Source organism: Variovorax sp. CF313 (genome assembly GCF_000282635.1).
Lineage (GTDB): Bacteria > Pseudomonadota > Gammaproteobacteria > Burkholderiales > Burkholderiaceae_C > Variovorax.
Window position 1 is genome coordinate 159,457 of sequence record NZ_AKIW01000020.1, and the last position, 22,191, is coordinate 181,647.

Sequence of the window (22,191 nt, forward strand, 5' to 3'; positions counted from 1 at the left end):
AGCAGGTGAATGAAATGAATCAGACGATGACGGTTCGGGAACAGGTGTCCGCACTTGCGGATGGTCATTTGCAGGGCGAGGCGTTCGCGCAAGCGATCCAAGCAATCTGCGCCGATGGCGAGGCGCGGGCGGCATGGCAGGCCTTCCACGTCGCGGGCGACGTGCTGCGTTCGGGTTCGCATTCGCCGTGCAGCGACACCTCCACATTCTTGGCGCGCTTCCAACAGCGATTGGCGGCGGAGCCCGTGATGGTCGCCCCTGCGTCGACGCCGGTCGCCGCATCGGTGGCACAGCCTGTGCAGCGCAGGGCGGAAGCGGCCAACGAGCCGGTGTTCCGCTGGAAGCTGGTGGCCGGCGCTGCGTCGCTGATGGCCGTGGCCGCCATCAGTTGGACCCTGGTCGGCAACGGCACCGCGGTTCCGCAGGGAGGCGCGCAGCTGGCGTCGGTCCCGCAGCAACAGCAGCCGGCGGTGAATTCGGTGCTGGCGGCAGCAGCGATCAACAGCCCGCAGCCCGCCGGCAGCGTGCTGACCCCGACGCGCGTGCTCGTGGGCAATGGCAATCCTCAAGTCATGTTGCGCGATCCGCGGCTCGACCAACTGCTCGAGGCGCATCAGCAGGCCGGCGGCGCATCGCAAATGCCTTCCGGTTTCCTGCGCAATGCCACTTTCGAGGGACCGACGCGCTGAGCGCGCGCAACTCCTACCCGCCGCCCGCAATGACCGTTCAGATGCCGATCTCCGCACGCGCCTGCGTGCTTGTGTTTGCCGCTTTCTGCCTTGCGCAGGCTGCCACCGCGCAGACCCGCTCGGGCGCTGCAAATGCGAAGAGTGCGGCCACCGCACAGACGGACGAGCCGCCGGCCATGGGCGTGACCGAGTGGCTGCAGCGCATGCACGCGGGGGCCCGGCAGCGCAACTATGTGGGCACCTTCGTGGTGTCGGCGCCGGGCGGCGATCTGTCGAGCGCGCGCATCTGGCATGTGCGCGACGGCGAGCACCAGATCGAACGCATCGAAGCCTTGTCGGGGCCGCAGCGCTCGACCTTCCGGCGCAACCGCAATGTCATGACCTTCCTGCCGGAAGCAAAAGTTGTGAAGGTCGAGAAGCGCGAGAACCTCGATCTCTTCCCGAACCTGCCGGACCAGCCCGATTCATCGATCGGCGATTTCTACGACGTGCGCGCGATCGGCAAGGACCGCGTGGCCGGTTTCGACGCCGACGTGGTGCAGTTGGTGCCGCACGACGGGCTGCGCTTCGGCTATCGCATCTGGAGCGAGCGCCGCTCGGGACTGGTGGTGAAGCTGCAGACCGTCGACAGCGAATCCCGCGTGGTGGAGCAATCGGCCTTCTCCGAACTGCAGCTCGACGCGCCGGTGAAGGCGCAGGCGCTCTCGCAGATGATGTCCAACACCTCGGGCTACCGCGTCGAGAAGCTGGAGCTCGAGCGCAGCAACGCGCAGGACGAAGGCTGGATGCTGCGAACACCCGTGGCCGGATTCAAGCCCCGAAGCTTCTTCCGCCGTCCGACAGCAGGCAGCGAAGGCAGCGGCGGCAAGCCGAAGCAGGACGCGGCCACGGTCCAGTGGACCTTCTCCGATGGCCTGGCCTCGGTGTCGCTCTTCATCGAGCGCTACGACGCGGCGCGCGCGCCCCGCGACGGCGTGCTGACCATCGGCGCGACCAATGCCATCCGCCGGCGTCTGCCCGAACCGGCCGGCGACTGGTGGCTGACCGCGGTCGGCGAGGTGCCGCAGCAGACGCTCAATGCATTCGCCCAAAGCCTCGCGCGTACGCGCTGACGGGCCGCACAAGCGCCAATTGCGCTGAACCAAGCGGACGATGCAGACTCACAGCACTTGTTTTCAGCCGCTCTGTTCTTTTGAAAGAAAGCCGATGATCTTCAAAGTCGAGGGACACAAGTTTCGTTCCTGCCTGCTGGCTCTTGCGCTCGCAGTGACAGCTGGCGCCACATTCCTGCCGGTCGAGCCGGCCCATGCGCAGACGCGCACACTGCCCGATTTCACCGACCTGGTCGATCAGGTGGGCCCCTCCGTGGTCAACATCCGCACCGTCGAGAAGGTCGCACAGCGCGGCAGCAACGGCGAGATGGACGAGGAAATGCAGGAGTTCTTCCGCCGCTTCTTCGGCCAGCCGCTGCCCGGCACACCGCGCTCGACCCCGCGGCCGAACCGGCCGCAGCAGCCGCAGGAAGAGGAGCGTCCGCGCGGCGTCGGCTCCGGTTTCATCCTCACGGCCGACGGCTACGTGATGACCAATGCGCACGTGGTCGAGGACGCCTCCGAAGTGCTGGTCACGCTGACCGACAAGCGCGAGTTCAAGGCCAAGATCATCGGCGCCGACAAGCGCACCGACGTCGCGGTCGTCAAGATCGAGGCCGCGGGCCTGCCCGCGGTGAAGATCGGCGACATCTCCAAGCTGCGTGTCGGCGAATGGGTGATGGCCATCGGCTCGCCCTTCGGCCTCGAGAACACCGTCACCGCCGGCATCGTGAGCGCCAAGCAGCGCGACACCGGCGAATACCTGCCGTTCATCCAGACCGACGTGGCCATCAACCCCGGCAACTCGGGTGGCCCGCTGATCAACATGCGCGGCGAAGTGGTCGGCATCAACAGCCAGATCTACTCGCGCTCGGGCGGTTTCATGGGTATCTCGTTCTCGATCCCGATCGACGAGGCGATCCGCGTGAGCGAGCAGCTGCGCACGTCGGGGCGCGTTTCGCGCGGCCGCATCGGCGTGCAGATCGACCAGGTGACCAAGGACGTGGCCGAAGCCATCGGCCTGGGCAAGGCGCAGGGTGCACTGGTGCGCGGCGTCGAAGCCGGTTCGCCGGGCGAGAAGGCCGGCGTGGAGCCGGGCGACGTCATCACCAAGTTCGACGGCAAGGCCATCGAGAAGCCGAGCGACCTGCCGCGCCTGGTGGGCAACACCAAGCCGGGCACCAAGAGCACGCTCACGGTGTTTCGCCGCGGTGCTTCGCGCGAGCTCAACGTGACCATTGCCGAGATCGAGCCCGACAAGCCCGGCAAGCGCGCGAGCGACCGCGACGAGCCGGCACCGAAGCCGTCGGCATCCGCTGCCCTCAAGTCGCTCGGCCTGGCCGTGAGCGATCTCACCGATGCGCAGAAGAAAGAACTCAAGCTGAAGGGCGGCGTGAAGGTCGATGCCGCCAACGACGCCGCGGCTCGTGCGGGCCTGCGCGAAGGCGACGTCATCCTGGCGGTGGCGAATGTCGAGGTTTCGAGTGTGCGCGAATTCGAGTCGGCCGTCGGCAAGGCCGACAAGAGCAAGCCGCTCAGTGTGCTGTTCCGTCGCGGCGACTGGGCGCAGTACGCTCTGATTCGTCCCGCACGCTGATCCGGCGTTGGCGTCAAGTGGCCCCACCCGGCAGTCGGGTTTGGGGCCATTTTTTGAGGTGTTTGCGACGTTCTGGGGCCAGCCTCGAAAAAAATCTGACGGCCTGGAAATGCCAATATTTGTTTGCGATTACTAACTTATCGGAAGGCTAAGGACGGATTTCGGTAGAATAGGGCACCCTCGGCGGGCGGTCAGCGCATAAGGAGTGCCCTGACCTTCACGATGCGAGATGTCAGACGGCAGTCCACCGGTGCTCCACAGATCGCCCACAAGTTGTTCAGCAACTGCTCCACCGATCCTGTGGATAACCTGTTCGTATCTTTGATGTTGTGGACCTGCAACGACCCCTTTGGACCCTGTTCCCGGATGTACGTGCTTCCCTTTTTGCCTACAATGAAGTTCCAACTACTGCAGTTGCCATTGCTTGTTGGTTCAGGGCGCGTCTCCAGAAGACGCGCCCTTTTTTCTTGCCTGTCGCACTCTGCGCACGAGCCAATTCAAGTACTTAAGCGTTCCCGTTGATGAATCACATCAGAAACTTTTCGATCATTGCGCACATCGACCACGGCAAGTCGACGCTCGCAGACCGTTTGATCCAGCGTTGCGGCGGCCTCGCAGAACGCGAGATGGAAGCGCAGGTGCTCGACTCGATGGACATCGAAAAAGAGCGTGGGATAACCATCAAGGCACAGACCGCTGCGCTGCACTACAAGGCACGCGATGGGCAGGTCTACAACCTCAATCTGATCGACACGCCAGGCCACGTCGACTTCTCGTATGAAGTGAGCCGCTCGCTGTCGGCATGCGAAGGCGCATTGCTCGTCGTCGATGCATCGCAAGGCGTCGAAGCGCAGACAGTGGCCAACTGCTACACCGCGCTCGACCTCGGCGTCGAAGTGGTGCCCGTGCTCAACAAGATCGATTTGCCCAACGCGGATCTCGACAACGCACGCACCGAGATCGAAGACGTGATCGGCATCGACGCGACCGATGCGATCCCGTGCTCGGCCAAGACCGGCGTGGGCATCGACGACATTCTCGAAGCCATCGTCGCCAAAATGCCCGCGCCGCGCGGCAATCCCGACGGTCCGCTGCGCGCGATGATCGTCGACAGCTGGTTCGATGCGTACGTCGGCGTCGTCATGCTGGTGCGCGTGGTCGACGGCCGGCTCGCGAAGGGCGATCGCATCAAGATGATGGCGTCGGGTGCGATGTACAACGCCGACAGCGTCGGCGTCTTCACGCCCGCCAACGAAGCGCGTGCGTCGCTCGAGGCGGGCGAGGTGGGCTACATCATCGCGGGCATCAAGGAACTGCAGGCGGCCAAGGTCGGCGACACGGTCACGCTGATCAAGCCCGGCAGCGGCGGCGCGGCGGCCACGGCCACCGAGGCGCTGCCCGGCTTCAAGGAGATCCAGCCGCAGGTGTTTGCGGGCCTCTACCCGACCGAAGCGAGCGAGTACGACTCGCTGCGCGACGCCCTCGAAAAGCTCAAGCTCAACGATTCGTCGCTGCGCTACGAGCCCGAGGTGAGCCAGGCGCTCGGCTTCGGCTTTCGCTGCGGCTTCCTCGGCCTGCTGCACATGGAGATCGTGCAGGAGCGCCTGGAGCGCGAGTTCGACCAGGACCTGATCACGACCGCGCCGAGCGTGGTCTATCAGGTGGTCAAGAACGACGGCGAAGTGCTCATGGTCGAGAACCCGTCCAAGATGCCCGACGTCGGCAGGATGGCGGAGATCCGCGAGCCCATCGTCACCGTGCATCTCTATATGCCGCAGGAATACGTCGGCTCCGTCATGACGCTGGCCAACCAGAAGCGCGGCGTGCAGATGAACATGGCCTACCACGGCCGCCAGGTCATGCTGACCTACGAGATGCCGCTCGGCGAGATCGTGCTCGACTTCTTCGACAAGCTGAAATCGGTGAGCCGCGGCTACGCCTCGATGGACTACGAGTTCAAGGAGTACCGCGCTTCGGACGTGGTCAAGGTCGACATCCTGCTCAACGGCGACAAGGTCGACGCGCTGTCGATCATCGTGCACCGCAGCCAGTCGCAGTACCGCGGCCGGGCGGTGGTGTCGAAGATGCGCGAGATCATTTCGCGCCAGATGTACGACGTGGCGATCCAGGCGGCCATTGGGGTCACCATCATTGCGCGTGAGACAATCAAGGCGCTTCGCAAGAACGTGCTGGCCAAATGCTATGGCGGCGACATCACCCGCAAGAAGAAGCTCCTCGAGAAGCAGAAGGCGGGCAAGAAAAGAATGAAGCAGATCGGCTCCGTCGAGGTCCCGCAAGAGGCCTTCCTCGCGATTCTGCAAGTCGAAGACTGATCAAAAAAATGGCATTCATCACCACCCTGGTCCTCGCGGCCTTCGCCGCCTATGTCGGCGCCTGGTATTTCAACGCGATCGAAGGCAACTTTGCCTTGCTGCTGTTCCTGGCCACAGTGGTCACCGGGCTGTACTGGCTGGCCGAGCGCTTCTATTTCCTGCCCCGGCGCGAACGGGCCGCCGCCAGGCTCGAAGACTCGCTGACCGAGCGCAATGCGCGCCTGGCCGAGCAGGGCATCAGGCAGGTCGATACGGCCGACGCGAAGGCGAGCGAGCGGCTGTTGATGCAGCCCTGGTGGCTCGACTGGACCGCGGGCCTGTTCCCCGTGATCCTGGTGGTGTTCCTGCTGCGCTCGTTTCTCTACGAGCCCTTCAAGATTCCCTCGGGCTCGATGATGCCCACGCTGCTGACCGGTGACCTGATTCTGGTCAACAAGTTCACCTACGGCCTGCGCCTGCCCGTGATCAACACCAAGATCACCGACGGAACGCCGCTGGCGCGCGGCGACGTGGTGGTGTTCCGCTACCCGCCCAAGCCGAGCATGGACTACATCAAGCGCGTGGTCGGTATTCCCGGCGACGAAGTGGCCTACCTGAACAAGAAGCTGACGATCAACGGCCAGCCGGTGTCCAAGGTGGCGGATGCCGACTACCTCGACAGCGAGTCGATGCGCCTGCTCAAGCAATATGGGGAGGACCTGGGCGGCAAGCAGCACAAGCTGCTCAACGACGAGGCCGCGCCGTCCTTCGTTCCGGGCGCCAGCGACTTTCCGTTTCGCGAAAACTGCCGTTACTCGGTCGAAGGCGTGGTCTGCAAGGTGCCGGCCGGCAACTATTTCATGATGGGCGACAACCGCGATAATTCGGCGGACTCGCGTTTCTGGGGCTTCGTTCCAGACAAGAACATCGTGGGCAGAGCGTTCTTCGTCTGGATGAACTTCGGCGATCTGGGTCGCATCGGTCCGTTTCAATAAGCATTCATCAGCATAGTTCGAGGGGTATGAGGGCATGAGAACACATCGGTTCGTTCGCAGCAGGGCTGCGCAGCAACGCGGCATTTCGTTCATCGGCTTGGTGTTCGTCGCGGTGGTGCTCGGGTGCCTGGGCGTGGTCGTCGCGCAGGTCATCCCGACGCTGATCGAATGGCAGGCCATCGACAAGGCCGCCAACAAGGCCAAGGAGGGGGCAACCGTGCCCGAAGTGCGCGCGATTTTCGATCGCGCCCAGGCCATCGACGACTTCAAGTCGGTCAGCGGCAGGGACCTCGAGATCAAGAAGGTCGGCGACAAGGTGGTCGTGTCGTATTCGTACGAGCGCGAGATCCCCCTGTTCGGCCCCGCCTTCCTGACGCTCAAGTACAAGGGCGAAACCCGCTGAACACGGCGCCAAAAAAGGTGGACGGCAGCCTCGCCGCGCTGCAGGCGCGCCTCCAGCACACCTTCTCCGACCCGCGGCTGCTCCAGCTCGCGCTCACGCACCGCAGTTTCTCGGCCGACCACAACGAGCGCCTCGAGTTTCTCGGCGACTCGGTGCTGAACCTGGCGGTCTCGCATCTGCTCTACATGCGCCTGTCGGCTTTGCCCGAAGGCGACCTGTCGCGCGTGCGTGCCAACCTCGTCAAGCAGGACACGCTGCATCGCCTGGCGGTAGGACTGGCGCTGTCGCCGCTGCTGCGGCTCGGCGAGGGCGAGGCGCGCTCGGGCGGGCCCAACCGGCCGTCGATCCTGGCCGATGCGCTCGAGGCGCTGATCGGCGCGGTCTATCTGGACGCCGGCTTTGCCGCCGCCGAGGCGCTGGTGCACCGGCTCTACGAGTCGGTCGAAATCAACCCGCGCATGGAAGCTGCGGCCAAGGATCCGAAGACCGAATTGCAGGAATGGCTGCAGGGTCACAAAATGAAGCTGCCGGTGTATCGCGTGGCTGCCACACTGGGCGCGGCGCACAAGCAGACTTTCGATGTCGAGTGCGAGGTGCCCGAGTTGGGGCTTCGCGAACGCGGCATCGGCGGCTCGCGCCGCGCCGGTGAGCAGGCGGCCGCGGCTGCCATGTTGATCCGGCTCAAGGCACGCGGTGCCGCGTGAAATCACTATGAACGATGCTATCAATCCCGTAGCCGGGCCCGAAGACGCAGAAGGCGGCGCGGGTACCGGCGGTCCCCAGCACTGTGGGCTCATCGCCATTGTCGGCAAGCCCAATGTGGGCAAGTCGACGCTGCTCAACGCGCTGGTCGGCCAGAAGATCAGCATCACCTCGCGCAAGGCGCAGACCACGCGCCACCGGATCACCGGCATGCGCACGCTGGGCGCCACGCAGTTCGTGTTCGTCGACACGCCGGGTTTCCAGACCCTGCACGCCAACGCGCTGAACAAGTCGCTCAACAAGACCGTGCAGGGCGCGGTCGGCGACGTGGACCTGATCCTGTTCGTGGTCGAGGCCGGCAGCTTCACGCCGGCCGACGAGCGCGTGCTCAAGCTGCTCGGCAAGGGCATCCCGACCGTGCTGCTGGCCAACAAGCTCGACAACGTGCACCGCCGCGGTGACATCGCGCCCTGGCTGAAGACCATGCAGGAGAAGCACAGCTTCGCCGAGTTCGTACCGATGTCGGCGAAGAACGCCAAGGATGTCGAGCGCCTGTTCGGCATCTGCGAGAAGTACCTGCCCGAACAGCCCTGGTTCTACGACGAGGACGAGCTGACCGACCGCAGCGAGAAATTCCTCGCCGGCGAGCTGGTGCGCGAGAAGCTGTTCCGCCTCACCGGCGACGAGCTGCCCTACACCTCGACCGTCATCATCGACAAGTTCGAGGAAGAGCCGCCCCAGAAGAAGGGCCAGAAGCGCCTGCTGCGCATTGCCGCCACCATCGTGGTCGAGCGCGACGGCCACAAGGCCATGGTGATCGGCGACAAGGGCGAGCGCATCAAGCGCATCGGCATGGAAACGCGCGTCGAGCTCGAAAAGCTGGCCGACGCCAAGGTGTTCCTCGAACTGTGGGTGAAGGTGCGCTCGGGCTGGGCCGATGACGAAGCCCGCGTGCGTTCCTTCGGCTATGAGTAGGCAAACCCCCAGGCTTGCTCGCTTCGCGTAGCCGCCAACCCCCTTGCAGGGGGCAACGCCAGTGGCCCGGCGAAGCCGGTTCCACGGCGTTTGCCGCCTTCAAGCCTCGATGCTCCATAGCGCACTGACATGGCCACCCACCGCGTTTCGCACGAGCCGGCTTACGTCCTCCATCGCTACGACTGGAGCGAGTCAAGCCTGATCCTCGAGGTATTCACCCGCCACCACGGGCGCATGGCGCTCGTGGCCAAGGGGGCGAAGCGGCCGAGCTCCAACTTCCGTCCCGTGCTGCTGCCGCTGCAGCCGCTGCAGCTCAACTACGGTGGCGACGCCGAGATCCGCACGCTCAAGGGCGCCGAATGGATGGGCGGCCACGTCATGCCGACCGGCGAGGCGCTGCTGTCGGGCTACTACGTCAACGAACTGCTGCTGCGACTGCTGGCGCGCGATGACGCCCACGAAGCGCTGTTCGACGCCTACGCCGGGGTTGTTCAGGTGCTGGCGGGCGATCACGCCGAGGCCCAGGCGGCCACCCAGGCGGCGGCGCTGCGCGCTTTCGAACTGCTGCTGCTGCGCGGGGTTGGCCTGCTGCCCTCGCTCGATGCGCAGACCCTCACGCTGGAACCGCTCGCCGCCCGGGAGCGCTACAGCCTCGTGCCCGAAGCCGGATTGCGCCAGGCCGCCGCCGACGAGGCAGCACTGACCGGTACCGAGTGGCAGGCTCTGCAGGCCGTTCTCGACGACCGGGCTCCTTTTACCGCCACGTTGCGTGAAATTGCCACCATGAACGCCGGTAGCAACAGTGCCCTGCGCAACCAGTTGCGCGCCTTGCTCAACTACCATTGCGGCGTGTCCACGCTGCGCACGCGGCAAATGATGAGAGATCTGCAAGCACTATGAGCACTTCAGGCCATGCCGGCATCGCCACTGCCACCTCGCTGTCGGTCAACCTCAACAAGGTCGCCCTGGTCCGCAACACGCGCCACCTGGGCATTCCGAGCGTGGTGAAGGCTGCCCAGGCCTGCCTGGCCGCCGGTGCGCACGGCATCACGGTGCATCCGCGGCCCGATGCACGCCACATCCGCGCGCACGACGTCAGCGACCTGTCGGCGCTGCTCGCCAAGGACTGGCCGGCCATCGAGTTCAACATCGAGGGCAACCCGTTCCAGAACCTGATGGATTTCGTGCGCACGCTGAAGCCGCACCAGGCCACCTTCGTGCCCGACAGCGAAACCCAGTCGACCAGCGACCACGGCTGGACCTTCCCCGACGACGCCGACCGCCTTCGCCCGCTGATCGCCGAAGCCAAGGCGCTGGGCGTACGCGTCAGCCTGTTCATGGACCCGATCCCCGAGATGATGGCCGCGGTCCAGGCCGTGGGCGCCGACCGCGTCGAGCTCTACACCGAAGGCTACGCGGCATCACGCGGCACGCCCGACGAGCAAGCGGTGCTGGCGCGCTATGCCGATTCGGCGCGCGCGGCGCTGGCCGCGGGTTTGGGCGTCAATGCCGGGCACGACCTGAGCCGCGACAACCTCACCGCCTTCCTGCGCGCGGTGCCCGGCGTGCAGGAAGTCTCGATCGGCCATGCCTTCGTGGCCGACGCGCTCGAGCTTGGCTACACGGCCGCCACGCGCGACTACCTGCGCTGCATCGACGAGGCGCAGCAATGAACGCCAGCGCCGCATGATCTACGGCATTGGCACCGACATCTGCGACTTGCGTCGCATTGCAGCGACCTTCGAGCGGCAGGGTGAACGCTTTGCCCGCAAGGTGCTGAGCGATGCCGAGTTCAAGGTCTGGGAAGCCCGCCGCGCTCGCTGGCCCAAGCGCGGCCTGAGCTACCTTGCGACCCGGTTCTCCGCCAAGGAGGCCTTCAGCAAGGCTATCGGCCTGGGCATGCGTTCGCCCATGAGCTGGCGGCTGTGCGAAATCGCGAACCTGCGCAGCGGCAAGCCCGTCATCGTGCTGCATGGCGACCTGAAGGATTGGTTCGAGGCGCAGGGCCTCACGGCCCACGTGACCGTGACCGACGAAACCGAATACGCCGCGAGCTTCGTGGTGGTGGAGAAAACATGACCGCCGGGCTTGCCGATCGCCCCCACGCGCCGCTGATCATCGATGTGGCGGCCACCGAACTCAACGACGCCGACCGCCGGCGCCTCGCCAATCCGCTTGTCGGCGGCGTGATCCATTTCGCCCGCAACTGGCGGGATCGCGCCCAGATGACCGCGCTCAATGCCGAGATCAAGGCAATCCGGCCCGACCTGCTGATCTGCGTCGACCACGAAGGTGGCCGCGTGCAGCGCTTTCGCACCGACGGCTTCACGCGCCTGCCGTCGATGCGCGCGCTGGGCGAGCTGTGGATGCGCGACGCCATGCGCGCCACCCAGGCCGCGACCGCTGCCGGACAGGTGCTGGCGGGCGAGCTGCGCGCCTGCGGCGTCGACTTCAGCTTCGCACCGGTGCTCGACCTGGACTACGGCGGCAGCAGCGTCATCGGCGACCGCAGCTTCCACCGCGACCCGCGCGTGGTCGCGCTGCTGGCCAAGAGCGTGATGCACGGCATGCTGCAGATGGGCATGCGCAACTGCGGCAAGCACTTCCCGGGACACGGGTTCGTGCATGCGGATTCGCACGTCGAGATTCCGGTGGATGAGCGCGGCCTCAAGGCCATCCTGGACGACGATGCCAAGCCGTACGACTGGCTGTCGGGCACGCTCGCTGCGGTGATGCCTGCGCACGTGATCTATCCGAAGGTCGACAAGCGGCCGGCGGGGTTTTCGTCGAAGTGGCTCAAGGCAATCCTGCGCCAGCGCCTTGCCTTCGGCGGCACCGTGTTCAGCGACGACCTGAGCATGGAGGCGGGCCGCTATATCGATGGCCGGTTGCTCAGCTACGCCGATGCGGCGCTGGCTGCGCTCGAAGCCGGGTGCGATCTGGCGATGCTGTGCAACAAGAGCGTTGGCGACGGCGCGCCGCTGGATGAAATGCTCGAAGACTTCGCTCTCGCGGCGCGTACTGAGCGCTGGAAGCCTGACATGCGCAGCGAAGCGCGCCGCAGGGGCCTGTTGCCAAGTGGCCCCTCGATTGCCTGGGACGCACTGGTGGCTTCCACGGCCTACCGTGACGCCAAGCGTGCGTTGGCCCAGCCCGGCCTTGCGGAGTAAGCCATGCCCTTGTGCCTCAGTATCCTTCAGCGCCAGGACGAAGCGGTGCTGCGCAACCACGCGCACTACTGCAGGCTCTACGGCTATCCCCACAAATGGATCGAGAGCGACCGCATCCTTCACCCGGCGCTTCGCGCCAGCGCCAAGTACAGCGAGATCCTGCGCCATCTGCGCACGCTGACCGAAGGAGACTGGCTGTTCTTCATCGATGGCGATTCGGTGGTCTTCCACCCCGTGGCGATCGACGTCCTGATGCAGGGACGTGACCTGCTCGCGGTCGAGAGTCCTCCCGTGGGCAGCCAGACGGGCCTGGCCATGACCAACATGATGGTCGTGCGCAACACGGCTGCCAACCGGTCGATGCTGCACCAGTTGATCGTCGATTCAGGGCACGTGATCGCGCTGGCGGCGAAACGCATCGACGAGGCCGCGCGCCTGCGGCCTGCGGGCCTGCTGGGATGCAATGCCATGGAGCAGGGGTTCTACGTCAACGTGTCCTGGCGCATTGCGCAGTGGTACCAGGCGTCGATCTTCGTGGTCAACCTGGGACCGCTGCCGGTCGAGGTGGAGGGCGAACTGCGCGAGGACATGCTGCACGATCTGAACCTGCAGCGCTTGCTGGCAGAGCAGGTCGACGAGGCGTTGACCCAGGGGCGTCCGGTCCTGCAGGAGCCGGCGTACCCGGAGGTATCGCCGGCGGCGGTGGACAGCTACAACCCGGAGGCGCCCGTCGCCTTTCTGACGCTCTATACGCCGCATATCCGGAGCTACGCGCGGGTGTCCGAGCACAACGTGCGCCGCTATTGCGACAGGCATGGCCATGCGTACCACGTGTACCGCGACATTCCCGCATCCATCGGTCCGAACATCAACGGCTCCTGGATCCGGAGCTGGCTCATCAACCAGCACCTGACCCGTCATGAGTGGGTCATCTGGGTGGATGCGGATGTCGTCTTCTACAACCAGGCGAAACGCATCGAGCCACTGCTCGAAGGCCGCGACCTGCTGCTTGCCAAGGACGTCGGCGCCTGGCAGTTCAACTCTGGCGTCATGGGTTTTCGGAACACGCCCGGCAACTCGCGCCTGCTCGACCGCATCTGGGAGCGCATCGGCGGCGTGGCTGACAAGTCGGCGGTCTACAGCAGCCAGGGCGACCAGTACTACACGAACGAGGTGCTGATGGAAGAGGGCCTTGTCGGCGAGCAGAACATCCTTGACAACCTCAGCATCAACACGCCGCCGCATCTGGCCAGCGAGGACTCCTTGCTGGTGCATTTCATCAATCTCGGCGAGCCTTACCGCTCCGTGTACATGGCCGCGATGGATGCCCGCTCGCAACGGATCCGATAGCAGTTGGCGAAAGGAAACGACATGACGATGGGCGTGCTGGTCTACATCGACAACAAACGGGAAATCATCGACGAGTTTTCATGGCTCTACAAAAGCATGATCTTCTCGAACCTGTTCTCGCGTGCAAGGATCATCGCCGTCTGCCATCCGGACGCCGTCGGCGCACTGCCTCAGGACGAGCGGATCGTCGTGATTCCGAGCGAGCCCTACGCGCAGCGCAATGCCGACTGGAACGGCTATGGCTACATCAATTCCGTGGCGAACCTGTGCGAGCCGGCCGTGATCGAGGAGTGCAGGAAGTACGACACCCTGCTGAAGACCGATTGCGATACCTTCGTCACGCCGGCGCTCACGAACTTCACGCCGACCGGCCTGTGCTTCGGCTTCGGCGCGTACGCCTATGAAGAAGAGGTTCGCCGCAAGCTGTCCGAGTGCAGCCAGCGCTGGGGTTTTCCGCATTCCGGCCTGCACAACGTCGGCGCTTCGGTGCTCGGGCCGTCCGAGTTCGTCTGCAATTTCGTGGAGTCCCAGCTCGACTACTGCAACAAGCTGCTCGACGAGGAGTTTCGCCACTTCCAGGGTACATGGCCGGGCTGGTGCAAGAACGTCGTCACGATGTACGCGGGCGAACTGGCCTTGCGTCGCACCTACCCCCAGCAATGCTCGCTGGGACTGCTTGACCATCTGCCCTATGCGAACCGCGCGCTGGGCAGCGACGTCCTGCACATCCATGCGTGGCACACCGACCAGTACTGGTCCAAGCACCAGTACCGCGCTGGCAAATATGCCGGCATGGCGCTCGACGAAATCGACCGGCGCACCTCGGGCGGCTACTGCCACTGGCTGGCCGTCGCCGACGTCGAGCAGGTAAGGGCCGCGGTGGACTGAGGAAGACGCGGGAAGTCTTCAGCGTCCGATGCGTGCCAGCGTCTCGCGGACGGCTTCGGTCGGCGGGGTGGACATGGGTGCGGTCGATCCGTGGAAAAGGGAAAGGCGGGCGGTCACGGCGCCTTCGAGGCCGTCGACCAGAGCGGTTCGCCGCCGGTGTCCAGGTGGGTCAGGTAGAGCCGCAGGTCAAATTCGAGCTGATGGTAGTCGGGCTCCATGTGCGCGCATAGCGCGTAGAAGGCCTTGTCGTGACTCTTTTCCTTGGTATGTGCGAGTTCGTGCACAACGATCATCCGCAACCAAGCCAGGGGCACGCCCTTGAACAGGCTCGCCACCCGGATTTCACGCTTTGCCTTGAGCTTTCCGCCCTGCACGCGCGAAACTGTTGTGTGCGTCCCGAGCGCGTTGCGGATCACATGCAGCTTGTTGTCGAACATGACCTTCGACAGCGGCTCGGCCTTGCGCATGAACTCGCTCTTGAGGTCACTCACGTAGTCGTAGAGCGCGCGGTCGGTCTGCACGCTGTGCATCCCGTCGGGATAGCGCTTGCCGAGCATCGCGGCCAGCTTGTCCTCGGCCATCAGCTGGCGGACCTGATCCAGCAGGGGCGCCGGATAGCCCGCCAGGTATTTCATGCCCGGTACCCGGTGCGCGCCGCGCAGGCGAGCCCCGTAGCCACGCCGCCGAACAGGTCACCCTCGACCAGATTCACGCCCGCGAAGCTCCTGCGCAGAGCGTGCTGGAACGGCCGAAGGGCGGAAGAGCCGCCGGTGAGATAGATCGCGTCGAGGTCACCGCTGCGCAGGCCCGCGCGCTTGACGCAGGCGTGCGCGCAGGCGATCACGTTCTCGAGCGAACCTGCCAATTGTTGAGCCATGTCGGCCGGCGTGAGCGAGGCCACCAGCCCGCGCTCGGCACAACCGAGGTCGATGGCGGTTTCGGCGTCGGTGATCGACGCATCGATCTTGGCCGCTTCCACCGCACTCGCGATGCGATGCCCGTGCCGTTCCTCGAGCACGGTCATCAGCCGGTCGTGCAGCCGCGTGTCGCTGTAGCTCGTGCGCAGGTCTTTCGCCTGGCGCACCGCCTTGGCGGCGTAGAGCCAGTTGATCAGGTGCCAGGAGGAGAGTTCGAAGAACACCTTGCTCGGCACTTCGCGCCCCTGCGGGCCGTGGTGCCGGAAGCCGAACTGCGGCATCACGCGCTCGAGGTTCAGGCGTTGGTCGAAATCGGTGCCGCCGATGTGCACGCCGCTGGTGGCCAGCACGTCGTCGCTGCGGTCCTCGCGGGTCGCGCGCTCGGGTCCGACGCGCACCACGGTGAAGTCGGAGGTGCCGCCGCCGATGTCGACGATGAGCACGATCGACTCCTTGGCGATGTGCTGCTCGTAGTCGAACGCGGCTGCGATCGGCTCGAGCTGGAAAGCGATCTCGCGGAACCCCGCTGCGTGTGCCGCGTGGCGCAGGCTTTCCTCGGCACGCTCGTCGCGCTTCGGATCGTCGTCCACGAAGTGCACGGGCCGGCCGATCACCACGCGCTCGGGCATCTGGCCGAGTTCACGGCTGGCGCGCATGGCCAGCTCTCGCAGGAAGCGCGCGATGATGTCCTCGAAGCTCACGAGGCCGTCGTAAATGGCGGTCTTCTCCTGCATCAGCGCGCTGCCGAGCAGGCTCTTCAGCGAGCGCATCAGCCGGCCTTCGGTGCCCGAGAGGTACTGGCCGATGGCGTCGCGGCCGAAATGCGTGGTTCGGTCTTCGGCATTGAAGAAGATCGCGGTGGGCAGGGTGGTGGCCGCGCCTTCGATGGGCAACAAGCGGGCCTCGCCGTCGACCCGGCAGGCCACGGCGGAGTTGGAGGTGCCGAAGTCGATGCCGATCGTCGGCAGCGACGACGGTAACTGCACGTTCAAGATTCCCTGCGCAGCGCCGGGAACAGAATCACATCGCGGATGCTCGGCGAATCGGTCAGCAGCATCATCAGCCGGTCGATGCCGATGCCGCAGCCGCCGGTGGGCGGCATGCCGTATTCGAGGGCGCGAACGAAGTCGTGGTCGTAGAACATGGCTTCGTCGTCGCCGCTGTCCTTGGCGGCCACCTGGGCGTTGAAGCGCGCGGCCTGATCTTCGGCGTCGTTGAGCTCGCTGAAGCCATTGCCGAATTCGCGGCCCGTGATGTAGAGCTCGAAGCGCTCGGTGACTTCGGGGCGCTCGTCGTTGGCGCGCGCCAGCGGCGAGATCTCGGTCGGGTGCTCCATGATGAAGGTCGGCTGCCAGAGCTTTTCTTCGACGGTTTCCTCGAAGTACATCACCTGCAGGCTCGCGAGGCTGCGCTGCGAGAGCTTGTCCTTCTCTTCGCTGAGGCCGATCTTGCGCAGTGCATTGATCAGCCAGGCGCTGTCGTCCACACCGTCGCCGGCGTCGGTGTGCTTGAGGATCGCTTCGCGGATCGTCAGGCGTTCGAAGGGCTGTGTCAGATCGACGGCCTTGCCGCCGTACGTGAGCTGCTGCGTGCCCACGGCCTTGTCGGCGATGGTGCGGATCAGCGTCTCGGTGAAGTCCATCAGGTCGCGGTAGTTCCAGTAGGCCGCGTAGAACTCCATCATCGTGAACTCGGGGTTGTGCCGCACCGAGATGCCCTCGTTGCGGTAGCTCCGGTTGATCTCGAACACGCGCTCGAAACCGCCGACGATCAGGCGCTTGAGGTAGAGCTCGGGCGCGATGCGCAGGAACATTTCCTGGTCGAGCGCGTTGTGGTGCGTCTTGAAAGGCTTGGCGTTCGCGCCGCCCGGAATCGGGTGGAGCATGGGCGTCTCGACTTCGAGGAAATCATTGGCCACCATGAATTCGCGCAGCGCGCTCACTGCCTTGCTGCGAGCGGTGAAGCGCGCACGGGCGGTTTCGTCGGTGATCAGGTCGACGTAGCGCTGGCGGTACTTCTGCTCCTGGTCGGCCATGCCGTGGAACTTGTCGGGCAGCGGGCGCAGGCTCTTGGTAAGCAGGCGCAGCTTCGTGACCTTGACCGACAACTCGCCGGTCTTGGTCTTCATCAGCGTGCCTTCGGCGCCCACGATGTCGCCGAGGTCCCAGCGCTTGAAATCGGCGTAGACGTCTTCGCCGACCGCGTCGCGCGTCACGTAGAGCTGGATGCGGCTCGTGGCGTCCTGTACGGTCGCGAAGCTGGCCTTGCCCATCACGCGCTTGAGCATCATGCGGCCGGCCACGCTCACGGAAACGGCTTGCGCTTCGAGGGCCTCGGCCTCGGTGGCGCCATGTGCCTCGACGAGTGCCGCGGCGCGGTGGCCCGGCTTGAAGTCGTTCGGGAACGCAACCCCCTTGCCCTCGGTCTGCGCTGTGCGCAGCAGCTTGAGTTTCTCGCGGCGTTCGGCGATGAGCTGGTTGTCGTCGACGGCTGGCGCAGAGGCGGGCGCTGCAGCGGGCGTGGGAATGGGAGGGGTCAGGTGATCGGACATGGGGAGCGGGTGAGGCGCAACGGGAGCGTGCGCGAGCCCGGCATTTTAGCCGATCGGATTCAGGCGAAGCCGCTGTCCAATGCCCGCCGATCCTGCGTAATGCGCTACGAAAAATATAGCGATCTATTGAGCAATGCCCGTGCGTGCGAGCAGATCGCTGACCAGCTCGAGGCGCATCAGCGGGCTGTCGAGCTCCATCAGGCGCTGCTTCAGTTCGAGCTGCATCGGCACCAGTTCGCACCAGCGGTTCGCCACCCAGCCGCAATCGTCGAGCAGGTAGGGCATGCCGATGGGCAACCGTACCGATCCGCCCTGTTCGCGGCGCCGCTCCTCGAGCGTGTCGATCAGGCGTTGCAGTGCCGTGGCGGTGTGTTTCAGGTCGTCGGGAATTTCCAGCGCGACGTCGTCGGCCACGGCCTCCACTTCGGCGACCCACAGACCGTGCTTCTGCAACTCGGTGTCGCGCACCCGGAAGCGTTGCGTGCCCACGCATTCGATCTGCAGCAGCCCGCTTTGCGGCGATTCGAACTCGCGAATCATCGCCAACGTCCCGATGGCGGCGAAGCTCTCCGCATCGGCGCCGGCCTTGCGCACTTCGCTGCCGCTGGTGAGGCTCACCACGCCGAAGGGCGCGTCGGCCTTTCGGCATTTGCCGATCATGTCGAGATAGCGGACCTCGAAGATGCGCAGCGGAAGAAGGCCGCCCGGAAACAGGACCGTACCGAGCGGAAACAATGGCAGTGAATGCAAAAGGGGTAGTGTCGTCATCGAAGAGCCTTGCGTGGCTATCATCGCATTCCGCTCACGGCTGCGCCCCATGCTCTATCAGATTCCCTCGTTCCTCCTCGACGTGATCGTCGGCCTGCTCGGCGGCGCCTGCCTGCTGCGCCTCTACATGCAGTACCACCGGGTGCCGTTCGGCAATCCGCTCGGGCGCTTCGTGTTCGCCATCACCGACTGGATCGTGCTGCCGCTGCGGCGCATCGTGCCGTCGGTGAAGCGCTGGGACCTTGCCAGCCTGATAGCGGCCTGGCTGCTGGTGTTGCTGAAGTTCCTGCTGCTGTGGCTGCTTGCCGGCAACCTGGGGCGGATCGCGACCCTTCCCCTGGTGTCGCTGGTCGGGCTGATGCAGCTGGCCGTCTCAGGCCTGACCGCACTGCTGGTGGTTTATGCGGTGCTGTCCTGGATTCCGGGCGCGTCGCCGATGCTGCTTGACCTGATCTCCCGTTTGGCCGAGCCGCTGGTGCGGCCCTTCAGGCGCTTCATCCCGCTGATCGGTGGCGTCGATCTCTCGCCGCTGGCGGCCATCGTGGTACTGCAGGTGATCGCGATCGTGCTGGGCAACCTGCTGGTGTTTGCCTATCAACTGACGTTCTGAGCCTCACAAGCAAAAGAGCCCGGGTGCGATGCACCCGGGCTCTTTTGCATTGGCTTGCTGTTCGTTCCTCAGCTGACCGCGTCGGCCGGCTGGCGCAGCAGCATGGCCAGCGAGCTGGCAATGGTCTTGCGCAGTTCGCGGCGGTCGCTGATGAAGTCGATGGCGCCCTTGGTCTGCAGGAACTCGGCGCGCTGGAAGCCTTCGGGCAGCGTCACGCGCACGGTCGACTCGATCACGCGCGGGCCGGCGAAGCCGATCAGCGCCTTGGGCTCGGCAATGACCACGTCGCCCACGAAGGCGAAGCCGGCCGACACGCCACCCATGGTCGGGTCGGTCAGCACGCTGATGTAGGGCAGGCCCTTCTTCGCGAGGCGCGTGAGCGCGGCGTTGGTCTTGGCCATCTGCATGAGCGAGAGCAGGCCTTCCTGCATGCGCGCGCCGCCGGTGGCGGTGAAGCAGATGAAGGGCACCTTCTGCTCGATGGCGGTTTCGACGCCGCGCACGAAGCGCTCGCCGACCACGCTGCCCATGGAGCCGCCCATGAACTCGAACTCGAAGCAGGCCACGACCACGCTGATGCTGTGCACCGAGCCGCCCATGACGACCAGCGCGTCGGTCTCGCCGGTGTTCTCCAGCGCTTCCTTGAGCCGCTCGGGGTACTTGCGGCTGTCCTTGAATTTCAGGGCGTCGACCGGCAGCACTTCCTGGCCGACTTCGTAGCGGCCCTCGGCGTCGAGGAACGCGTCGAGCCGCGCGCGGGCACCGATGCGGTGGTGGTGGCTGCAGCTGGGGCAGACGTTCTGGTTGTGCTCGAGGTCGGTCTTGTAGAGGACGGTCTCGCAGGCGGGGCACTTGATCCACAGGCCCTCGGGCACCTGGCGGCGCTCCGATGGGTCGGTTTGTGCGATCTTGGCGGGTAGCAGTTTTTCAAGCCAGCTCATAGGACTCCGAATTAGCTCCCCTCTCCCGCATGCGGGAGAGGGGCTGGGGGTGAGGGGCAGCAGCGATTATCGGCCAGCCGCATTCTTCGGGATAGCCGCCGGCAGCGCATCGAGCGCCTCGCGGATGCCGGCGAGGAATTCGCGCACCACGGGCACGACCTTTTCGCGGGGCTGGTCTTCGATCAACTGGATGATCTTCGTACCGATCACGACCGCATCGGCGGCCGAGCCGACCGCCTGCGCGGTGCGCGCGTCGCGAATGCCGAAACCCACGCCGACCGGAATGCTCACGTGCTGGCGGATGCGCGGAATCATCTGCCCGACCGCCTCGGTGTCGAGGTGGCCGGCGCCGGTCACGCCCTTGAGCGACACGTAGTAGACGTAGCCGCTCGCGATGCGCGCGACCTGCGCCATGCGCTCGTCGGTGCTCGTTGGCGCGAGCAGGAAGATCAGGTCGATGCCGGCCGCCTTCAGGTCCGCAGCGAAAGCTTCGCATTCCTCGGGCGGGTAGTCGACCACCAGCAGGCCGTCGACGCCGGCCGCGGCCGCATCGCGGATGAAGGCCTTCTTTCCGTGCACGAGGTCGTAGCGCTCGACCGGGTTGGCATAGCCCATCAGCACCACGGGCGTGGTCGCGTCCTTCTGGCGGAAGGCGGCGACGATGGCCAGCACCTGCTTCATGCCGATGCCCAACGCCAGCGCGGCCTCGCCGGCCTTCTGGATCACGGGCCCGTCGGCCATGGGGTCGGAGAAGGGCACGCCCAGCTCGATCACGTCGGCGCCGGCCTCGACCATGCCGTGCATCAGCTCGGGCGTGATGTCTGCGAACGGGAAACCGGCGGTGACGTAGGGAATGAGGGCGCGGCGGCCGTCTTTTTTCAGTGCGTCGAAGGTGGTTGCAATGCGGCTCATCACTTGCCTCCCTTCACGCTGAGGCCGCGCATCGAGGGGCGGTCATAGAAGTCGACGCCCGACAGGTCGGCCACGGTGCCGATGTCCTTGTCGCCACGGCCCGAGAGGTTCACCAGGATGGATTGATCGGGGCGCATGGTCTTCGCGAGCTTCATCGCGTGGGCCACGGCATGGCTGGATTCGAGCGCGGGAATGATGCCCTCCGTTCGGCACAAATAATGGAAGGCTTCGAGCGCCTCGGTGTCGGTGATGCCGACGTATTCGGCCCGGCCGATGTCGGCCAAGTACGCGTGCTCGGGGCCCACGCCGGGGTAGTCGAGCCCCGCGCTGATGCTGTGCGTCTCGGTGATCTGGCCGTCGTCGTTCTGCAGCAGGTAGGTGCGGTTGCCGTGCAGCACGCCCGGGCTGCCGCGCAGGATCGAGGCCGAGTGCTTGCCGCTGTCGAGTCCTTCGCCTGCCGCCTCGACGCCGATCAGGCGCGTGCCCGTGAACGGAATGTACGGATGGAAGATGCCCATCGCATTGCTGCCGCCGCCCACGCAGGCGACCACCACGTCGGGCTGTTTGCCCTCGGCCTCGCCGGTAATGCCGTCGGCCGCGAGCATGGCGGGCATCTGCTCGATGCACTCGGTGCCGATCACGCTCTGGAAGTCTCGCACCATGGTCGGGTAGGGGTGCGGACCGGCCACGGTGCCGATGATGTAGAAAGTGTTTTCCACGTTCGTGACCCAGTCGCGCATCGCCTCGTTGAGCGCGTCCTTCAGCGTCTTGCTGCCCGATTCGACGGGCACCACGGTCGCGCCGAGCAGGTTCATGCGGTAGACGTTCGGGCTCTGGCGCTTCACGTCCTGGCTGCCCATGTAGACCACGCATTCGAGGCCGTAGCGTGCGCAGATGGTGGCGGTGGCCACGCCGTGCTGGCCGGCGCCGGTCTCGGCGATGACGCGGGGCTTGCCCATGCGGCGCGCGAGCATCGCCTGGCCGATCACGTTGTTGATCTTGTGGGCGCCGGTGTGATTCAGGTCCTCGCGCTTCAGGTAGATCTGCGCGCCGCCCATTTCGCGGCTGGTGCGCGCGGCGTGGTAGATCGGCGAGGGACGGCCGACGAAGTGCTTCAGCTCGTAGTGGAATTCGGCAAGGAAGGCCGGATCGTCCTTGAACCTGGCGTACGCGTCGCGCAGTTCGTTGATCGCGTGGGTGAGCGTTTCGCTCGCGAAGGTGCCGCCGTAATTGCCGAAATGGCCGGTCGCGTCGGGTTGCTGGTAGTTGCTTTGCATGGTTCTCGATCGGTGGGCCGCAGCCCGACATCGATCGGCTGCG

The 22,191-nt window shown here is 65.4% G+C and carries 22 protein-coding genes; 15 read left to right on the forward strand and 7 right to left on the reverse strand.

All coding sequences use genetic code 11. The features are described 5' to 3' along the window. Window positions 1–14 precede the first annotated feature (14 nt). The 14 genes from PMI12_RS06950 (at window position 15) to PMI12_RS07015 (ending at window position 14,172) form a co-directional block, all read left to right on the forward strand. Entirely contained in the window at window positions 15–689 is a 675-nt protein-coding gene (locus PMI12_RS06950; RefSeq protein ID WP_007830475.1) for a sigma-E factor negative regulatory protein, read from the forward strand. Between the two features lie 29 nt (window positions 690–718). Next, on the forward strand, window positions 719–1,801 hold the full coding sequence (locus PMI12_RS06955; RefSeq protein WP_007830476.1) for a MucB/RseB C-terminal domain-containing protein: 1,083 nt from the start codon (window positions 719–721) through the stop codon (window positions 1,799–1,801). A 94-nt stretch (window positions 1,802–1,895) separates the two neighbouring features. Next, window positions 1,896–3,377, forward strand: a complete 1,482-nt coding sequence (locus tag PMI12_RS06960; RefSeq protein WP_007830477.1) for a DegQ family serine endoprotease — start codon at window positions 1,896–1,898, stop codon at window positions 3,375–3,377. A 521-nt stretch (window positions 3,378–3,898) separates the two neighbouring features. After that, the gene (lepA, locus tag PMI12_RS06965; protein WP_007830478.1) at window positions 3,899–5,710 is read left to right on the forward strand and encodes a translation elongation factor 4; all 1,812 of its coding nucleotides are present in this window, start codon (window positions 3,899–3,901) and stop codon (window positions 5,708–5,710) included. An 8-nt stretch (window positions 5,711–5,718) separates the two neighbouring features. Further along, a complete protein-coding gene (gene lepB / locus PMI12_RS06970) occupies window positions 5,719–6,684 on the forward strand; it encodes a signal peptidase I (RefSeq protein WP_007830479.1) in 966 nt (321 codons plus the stop codon). A 34-nt stretch (window positions 6,685–6,718) separates the two neighbouring features. Next, a complete protein-coding gene (locus PMI12_RS06975; protein ID WP_007830480.1) occupies window positions 6,719–7,087 on the forward strand; it encodes a DUF4845 domain-containing protein in 369 nt (122 codons plus the stop codon). A gap of 17 nt (window positions 7,088–7,104) precedes the next feature. Beyond that, the gene (gene rnc, locus PMI12_RS06980) at window positions 7,105–7,791 is read left to right on the forward strand and encodes a ribonuclease III (protein ID WP_007830481.1); all 687 of its coding nucleotides are present in this window, start codon (window positions 7,105–7,107) and stop codon (window positions 7,789–7,791) included. A gap of 7 nt (window positions 7,792–7,798) precedes the next feature. Then, complete coding sequence (gene era, locus PMI12_RS06985; RefSeq protein ID WP_007830482.1) at window positions 7,799–8,764, forward strand: GTPase Era; 966 nt, start codon at window positions 7,799–7,801, stop codon at window positions 8,762–8,764. Between the two features lie 129 nt (window positions 8,765–8,893). Then, window positions 8,894–9,664 carry a DNA repair protein RecO gene (recO, locus tag PMI12_RS06990; RefSeq protein WP_007830483.1) on the forward strand — a complete coding sequence of 257 codons (771 nt, stop codon included), beginning with the start codon at window positions 8,894–8,896 and terminating at the stop codon, window positions 9,662–9,664. After that, window positions 9,661–10,437 carry a pyridoxine 5'-phosphate synthase gene (locus PMI12_RS06995; protein ID WP_007830484.1) on the forward strand — a complete coding sequence of 259 codons (777 nt, stop codon included), beginning with the start codon at window positions 9,661–9,663 and terminating at the stop codon, window positions 10,435–10,437. Before recO ends, PMI12_RS06995 begins: the two co-directional genes overlap by 4 nt. Before the next feature lie 13 nt (window positions 10,438–10,450). Beyond that, window positions 10,451–10,843, forward strand: coding sequence for a holo-ACP synthase (acpS, locus tag PMI12_RS07000; protein ID WP_007830485.1), 393 nt, complete (start codon window positions 10,451–10,453; stop codon window positions 10,841–10,843). Further along, entirely contained in the window at window positions 10,840–11,934 is a 1,095-nt protein-coding gene (nagZ, locus tag PMI12_RS07005; protein WP_007830486.1) for a beta-N-acetylhexosaminidase, read from the forward strand. The genes acpS and nagZ overlap by 4 nt, the downstream gene beginning before the upstream one ends. 3 nt (window positions 11,935–11,937) lie before the next feature. Beyond that, the gene (locus PMI12_RS07010; protein ID WP_007830487.1) at window positions 11,938–13,284 is read left to right on the forward strand and encodes a galactosyl transferase GMA12/MNN10 family; all 1,347 of its coding nucleotides are present in this window, start codon (window positions 11,938–11,940) and stop codon (window positions 13,282–13,284) included. 21 nt (window positions 13,285–13,305) lie between these two features. Next, the gene (locus PMI12_RS07015) at window positions 13,306–14,172 is read left to right on the forward strand and encodes a DUF7164 domain-containing protein (RefSeq protein ID WP_007830488.1); all 867 of its coding nucleotides are present in this window, start codon (window positions 13,306–13,308) and stop codon (window positions 14,170–14,172) included. 113 nt (window positions 14,173–14,285) lie between these two features. Here PMI12_RS07015 and PMI12_RS07020 read toward each other — a convergent pair whose 3' ends face one another. The 4 genes from PMI12_RS07020 to PMI12_RS07035 form a co-directional block, all read right to left on the reverse strand. After that, window positions 14,286–14,807, reverse strand: coding sequence for a M48 metallopeptidase family protein (locus PMI12_RS07020; RefSeq protein ID WP_007830489.1), 522 nt, complete (start codon window positions 14,805–14,807; stop codon window positions 14,286–14,288). Beyond that, complete coding sequence (locus PMI12_RS07025; RefSeq protein ID WP_007830490.1) at window positions 14,804–16,081, reverse strand: Hsp70 family protein; 1,278 nt, start codon at window positions 16,079–16,081, stop codon at window positions 14,804–14,806. Before PMI12_RS07025 ends, PMI12_RS07020 begins: the two co-directional genes overlap by 4 nt. Next, window positions 16,078–17,640 (reverse strand): lysine--tRNA ligase, encoded by a 1,563-nt coding sequence (lysS, locus tag PMI12_RS07030; RefSeq protein ID WP_007830491.1) that lies wholly within the window; start codon window positions 17,638–17,640, stop codon window positions 16,078–16,080. Before lysS ends, PMI12_RS07025 begins: the two co-directional genes overlap by 4 nt. A gap of 123 nt (window positions 17,641–17,763) precedes the next feature. Then, window positions 17,764–18,408, reverse strand: coding sequence for an LON peptidase substrate-binding domain-containing protein (locus PMI12_RS07035; protein ID WP_007830492.1), 645 nt, complete (start codon window positions 18,406–18,408; stop codon window positions 17,764–17,766). Window positions 18,409–18,457: 49 nt separating this feature from the next. Here PMI12_RS07035 and PMI12_RS07040 point away from each other — a divergent pair, with 49 nt between their 5' ends. Beyond that, window positions 18,458–19,018: a YggT family protein gene (locus tag PMI12_RS07040; protein ID WP_007830493.1), complete on the forward strand. Its 561-nt coding sequence runs from the start codon at window positions 18,458–18,460 to the stop codon at window positions 19,016–19,018. A 68-nt stretch (window positions 19,019–19,086) separates the two neighbouring features. On the opposite strand, the gene accD is transcribed toward PMI12_RS07040, so the two are convergent. The 3 genes from accD to trpB all read right to left on the reverse strand — a co-directional run bounded on the left by accD (window position 19,087) and on the right by trpB (window position 22,148). Next, window positions 19,087–19,959: an acetyl-CoA carboxylase, carboxyltransferase subunit beta gene (gene accD, locus PMI12_RS07045; RefSeq protein WP_007830494.1), complete on the reverse strand. Its 873-nt coding sequence runs from the start codon at window positions 19,957–19,959 to the stop codon at window positions 19,087–19,089. A 66-nt stretch (window positions 19,960–20,025) separates the two neighbouring features. Next, window positions 20,026–20,871 (reverse strand): tryptophan synthase subunit alpha, encoded by an 846-nt coding sequence (trpA, locus tag PMI12_RS07050; RefSeq protein WP_007830495.1) that lies wholly within the window; start codon window positions 20,869–20,871, stop codon window positions 20,026–20,028. Next, entirely contained in the window at window positions 20,871–22,148 is a 1,278-nt protein-coding gene (gene trpB / locus PMI12_RS07055; protein WP_007830496.1) for a tryptophan synthase subunit beta, read from the reverse strand. The genes trpA and trpB overlap by 1 nt, the downstream gene beginning before the upstream one ends. Between the last annotated feature and the right edge of the window lie 43 nt (window positions 22,149–22,191).

Bases quoted from the DNA above. Each gene is read 5' to 3' on its own strand.
- trpA (WP_007830495.1), bottom strand. From the start codon at position 20,871: ATGAGCCGCATTGCAACCACCTTCGACGCACTGAAAAAAGACGGCCGC.
- trpB (WP_007830496.1), bottom strand. From the start codon at position 22,148: ATGCAAAGCAACTACCAGCAACCCGACGCGACCGGCCATTTCGGCAAT.
- PMI12_RS07010 (WP_007830487.1), top strand. From the start codon at position 11,938: ATGCCCTTGTGCCTCAGTATCCTTCAGCGCCAGGACGAAGCGGTGCTG.
- accD (WP_007830494.1), bottom strand. From the start codon at position 19,959: ATGAGCTGGCTTGAAAAACTGCTACCCGCCAAGATCGCACAAACCGAC.
- PMI12_RS06975 (WP_007830480.1), top strand. From the start codon at position 6,719: ATGAGAACACATCGGTTCGTTCGCAGCAGGGCTGCGCAGCAACGCGGC.
- PMI12_RS06995 (WP_007830484.1), top strand. From the start codon at position 9,661: ATGAGCACTTCAGGCCATGCCGGCATCGCCACTGCCACCTCGCTGTCG.
- PMI12_RS07040 (WP_007830493.1), top strand. From the start codon at position 18,458: ATGCTCTATCAGATTCCCTCGTTCCTCCTCGACGTGATCGTCGGCCTG.
- PMI12_RS07035 (WP_007830492.1), bottom strand. From the start codon at position 18,408: ATGACGACACTACCCCTTTTGCATTCACTGCCATTGTTTCCGCTCGGT.
- PMI12_RS06955 (WP_007830476.1), top strand. From the start codon at position 719: ATGACCGTTCAGATGCCGATCTCCGCACGCGCCTGCGTGCTTGTGTTT.
- PMI12_RS06960 (WP_007830477.1), top strand. From the start codon at position 1,896: ATGATCTTCAAAGTCGAGGGACACAAGTTTCGTTCCTGCCTGCTGGCT.
- nagZ (WP_007830486.1), top strand. From the start codon at position 10,840: ATGACCGCCGGGCTTGCCGATCGCCCCCACGCGCCGCTGATCATCGAT.
- recO (WP_007830483.1), top strand. From the start codon at position 8,894: ATGGCCACCCACCGCGTTTCGCACGAGCCGGCTTACGTCCTCCATCGC.
- lepB (WP_007830479.1), top strand. From the start codon at position 5,719: ATGGCATTCATCACCACCCTGGTCCTCGCGGCCTTCGCCGCCTATGTC.
- PMI12_RS07015 (WP_007830488.1), top strand. From the start codon at position 13,306: ATGACGATGGGCGTGCTGGTCTACATCGACAACAAACGGGAAATCATC.
- PMI12_RS07020 (WP_007830489.1), bottom strand. From the start codon at position 14,807: ATGAAATACCTGGCGGGCTATCCGGCGCCCCTGCTGGATCAGGTCCGC.
- PMI12_RS06950 (WP_007830475.1), top strand. From the start codon at position 15: ATGAATCAGACGATGACGGTTCGGGAACAGGTGTCCGCACTTGCGGAT.
- acpS (WP_007830485.1), top strand. From the start codon at position 10,451: ATGATCTACGGCATTGGCACCGACATCTGCGACTTGCGTCGCATTGCA.
- lepA (WP_007830478.1), top strand. From the start codon at position 3,899: ATGAATCACATCAGAAACTTTTCGATCATTGCGCACATCGACCACGGC.
- lysS (WP_007830491.1), bottom strand. From the start codon at position 17,640: ATGTCCGATCACCTGACCCCTCCCATTCCCACGCCCGCTGCAGCGCCC.
- era (WP_007830482.1), top strand. From the start codon at position 7,799: ATGAACGATGCTATCAATCCCGTAGCCGGGCCCGAAGACGCAGAAGGC.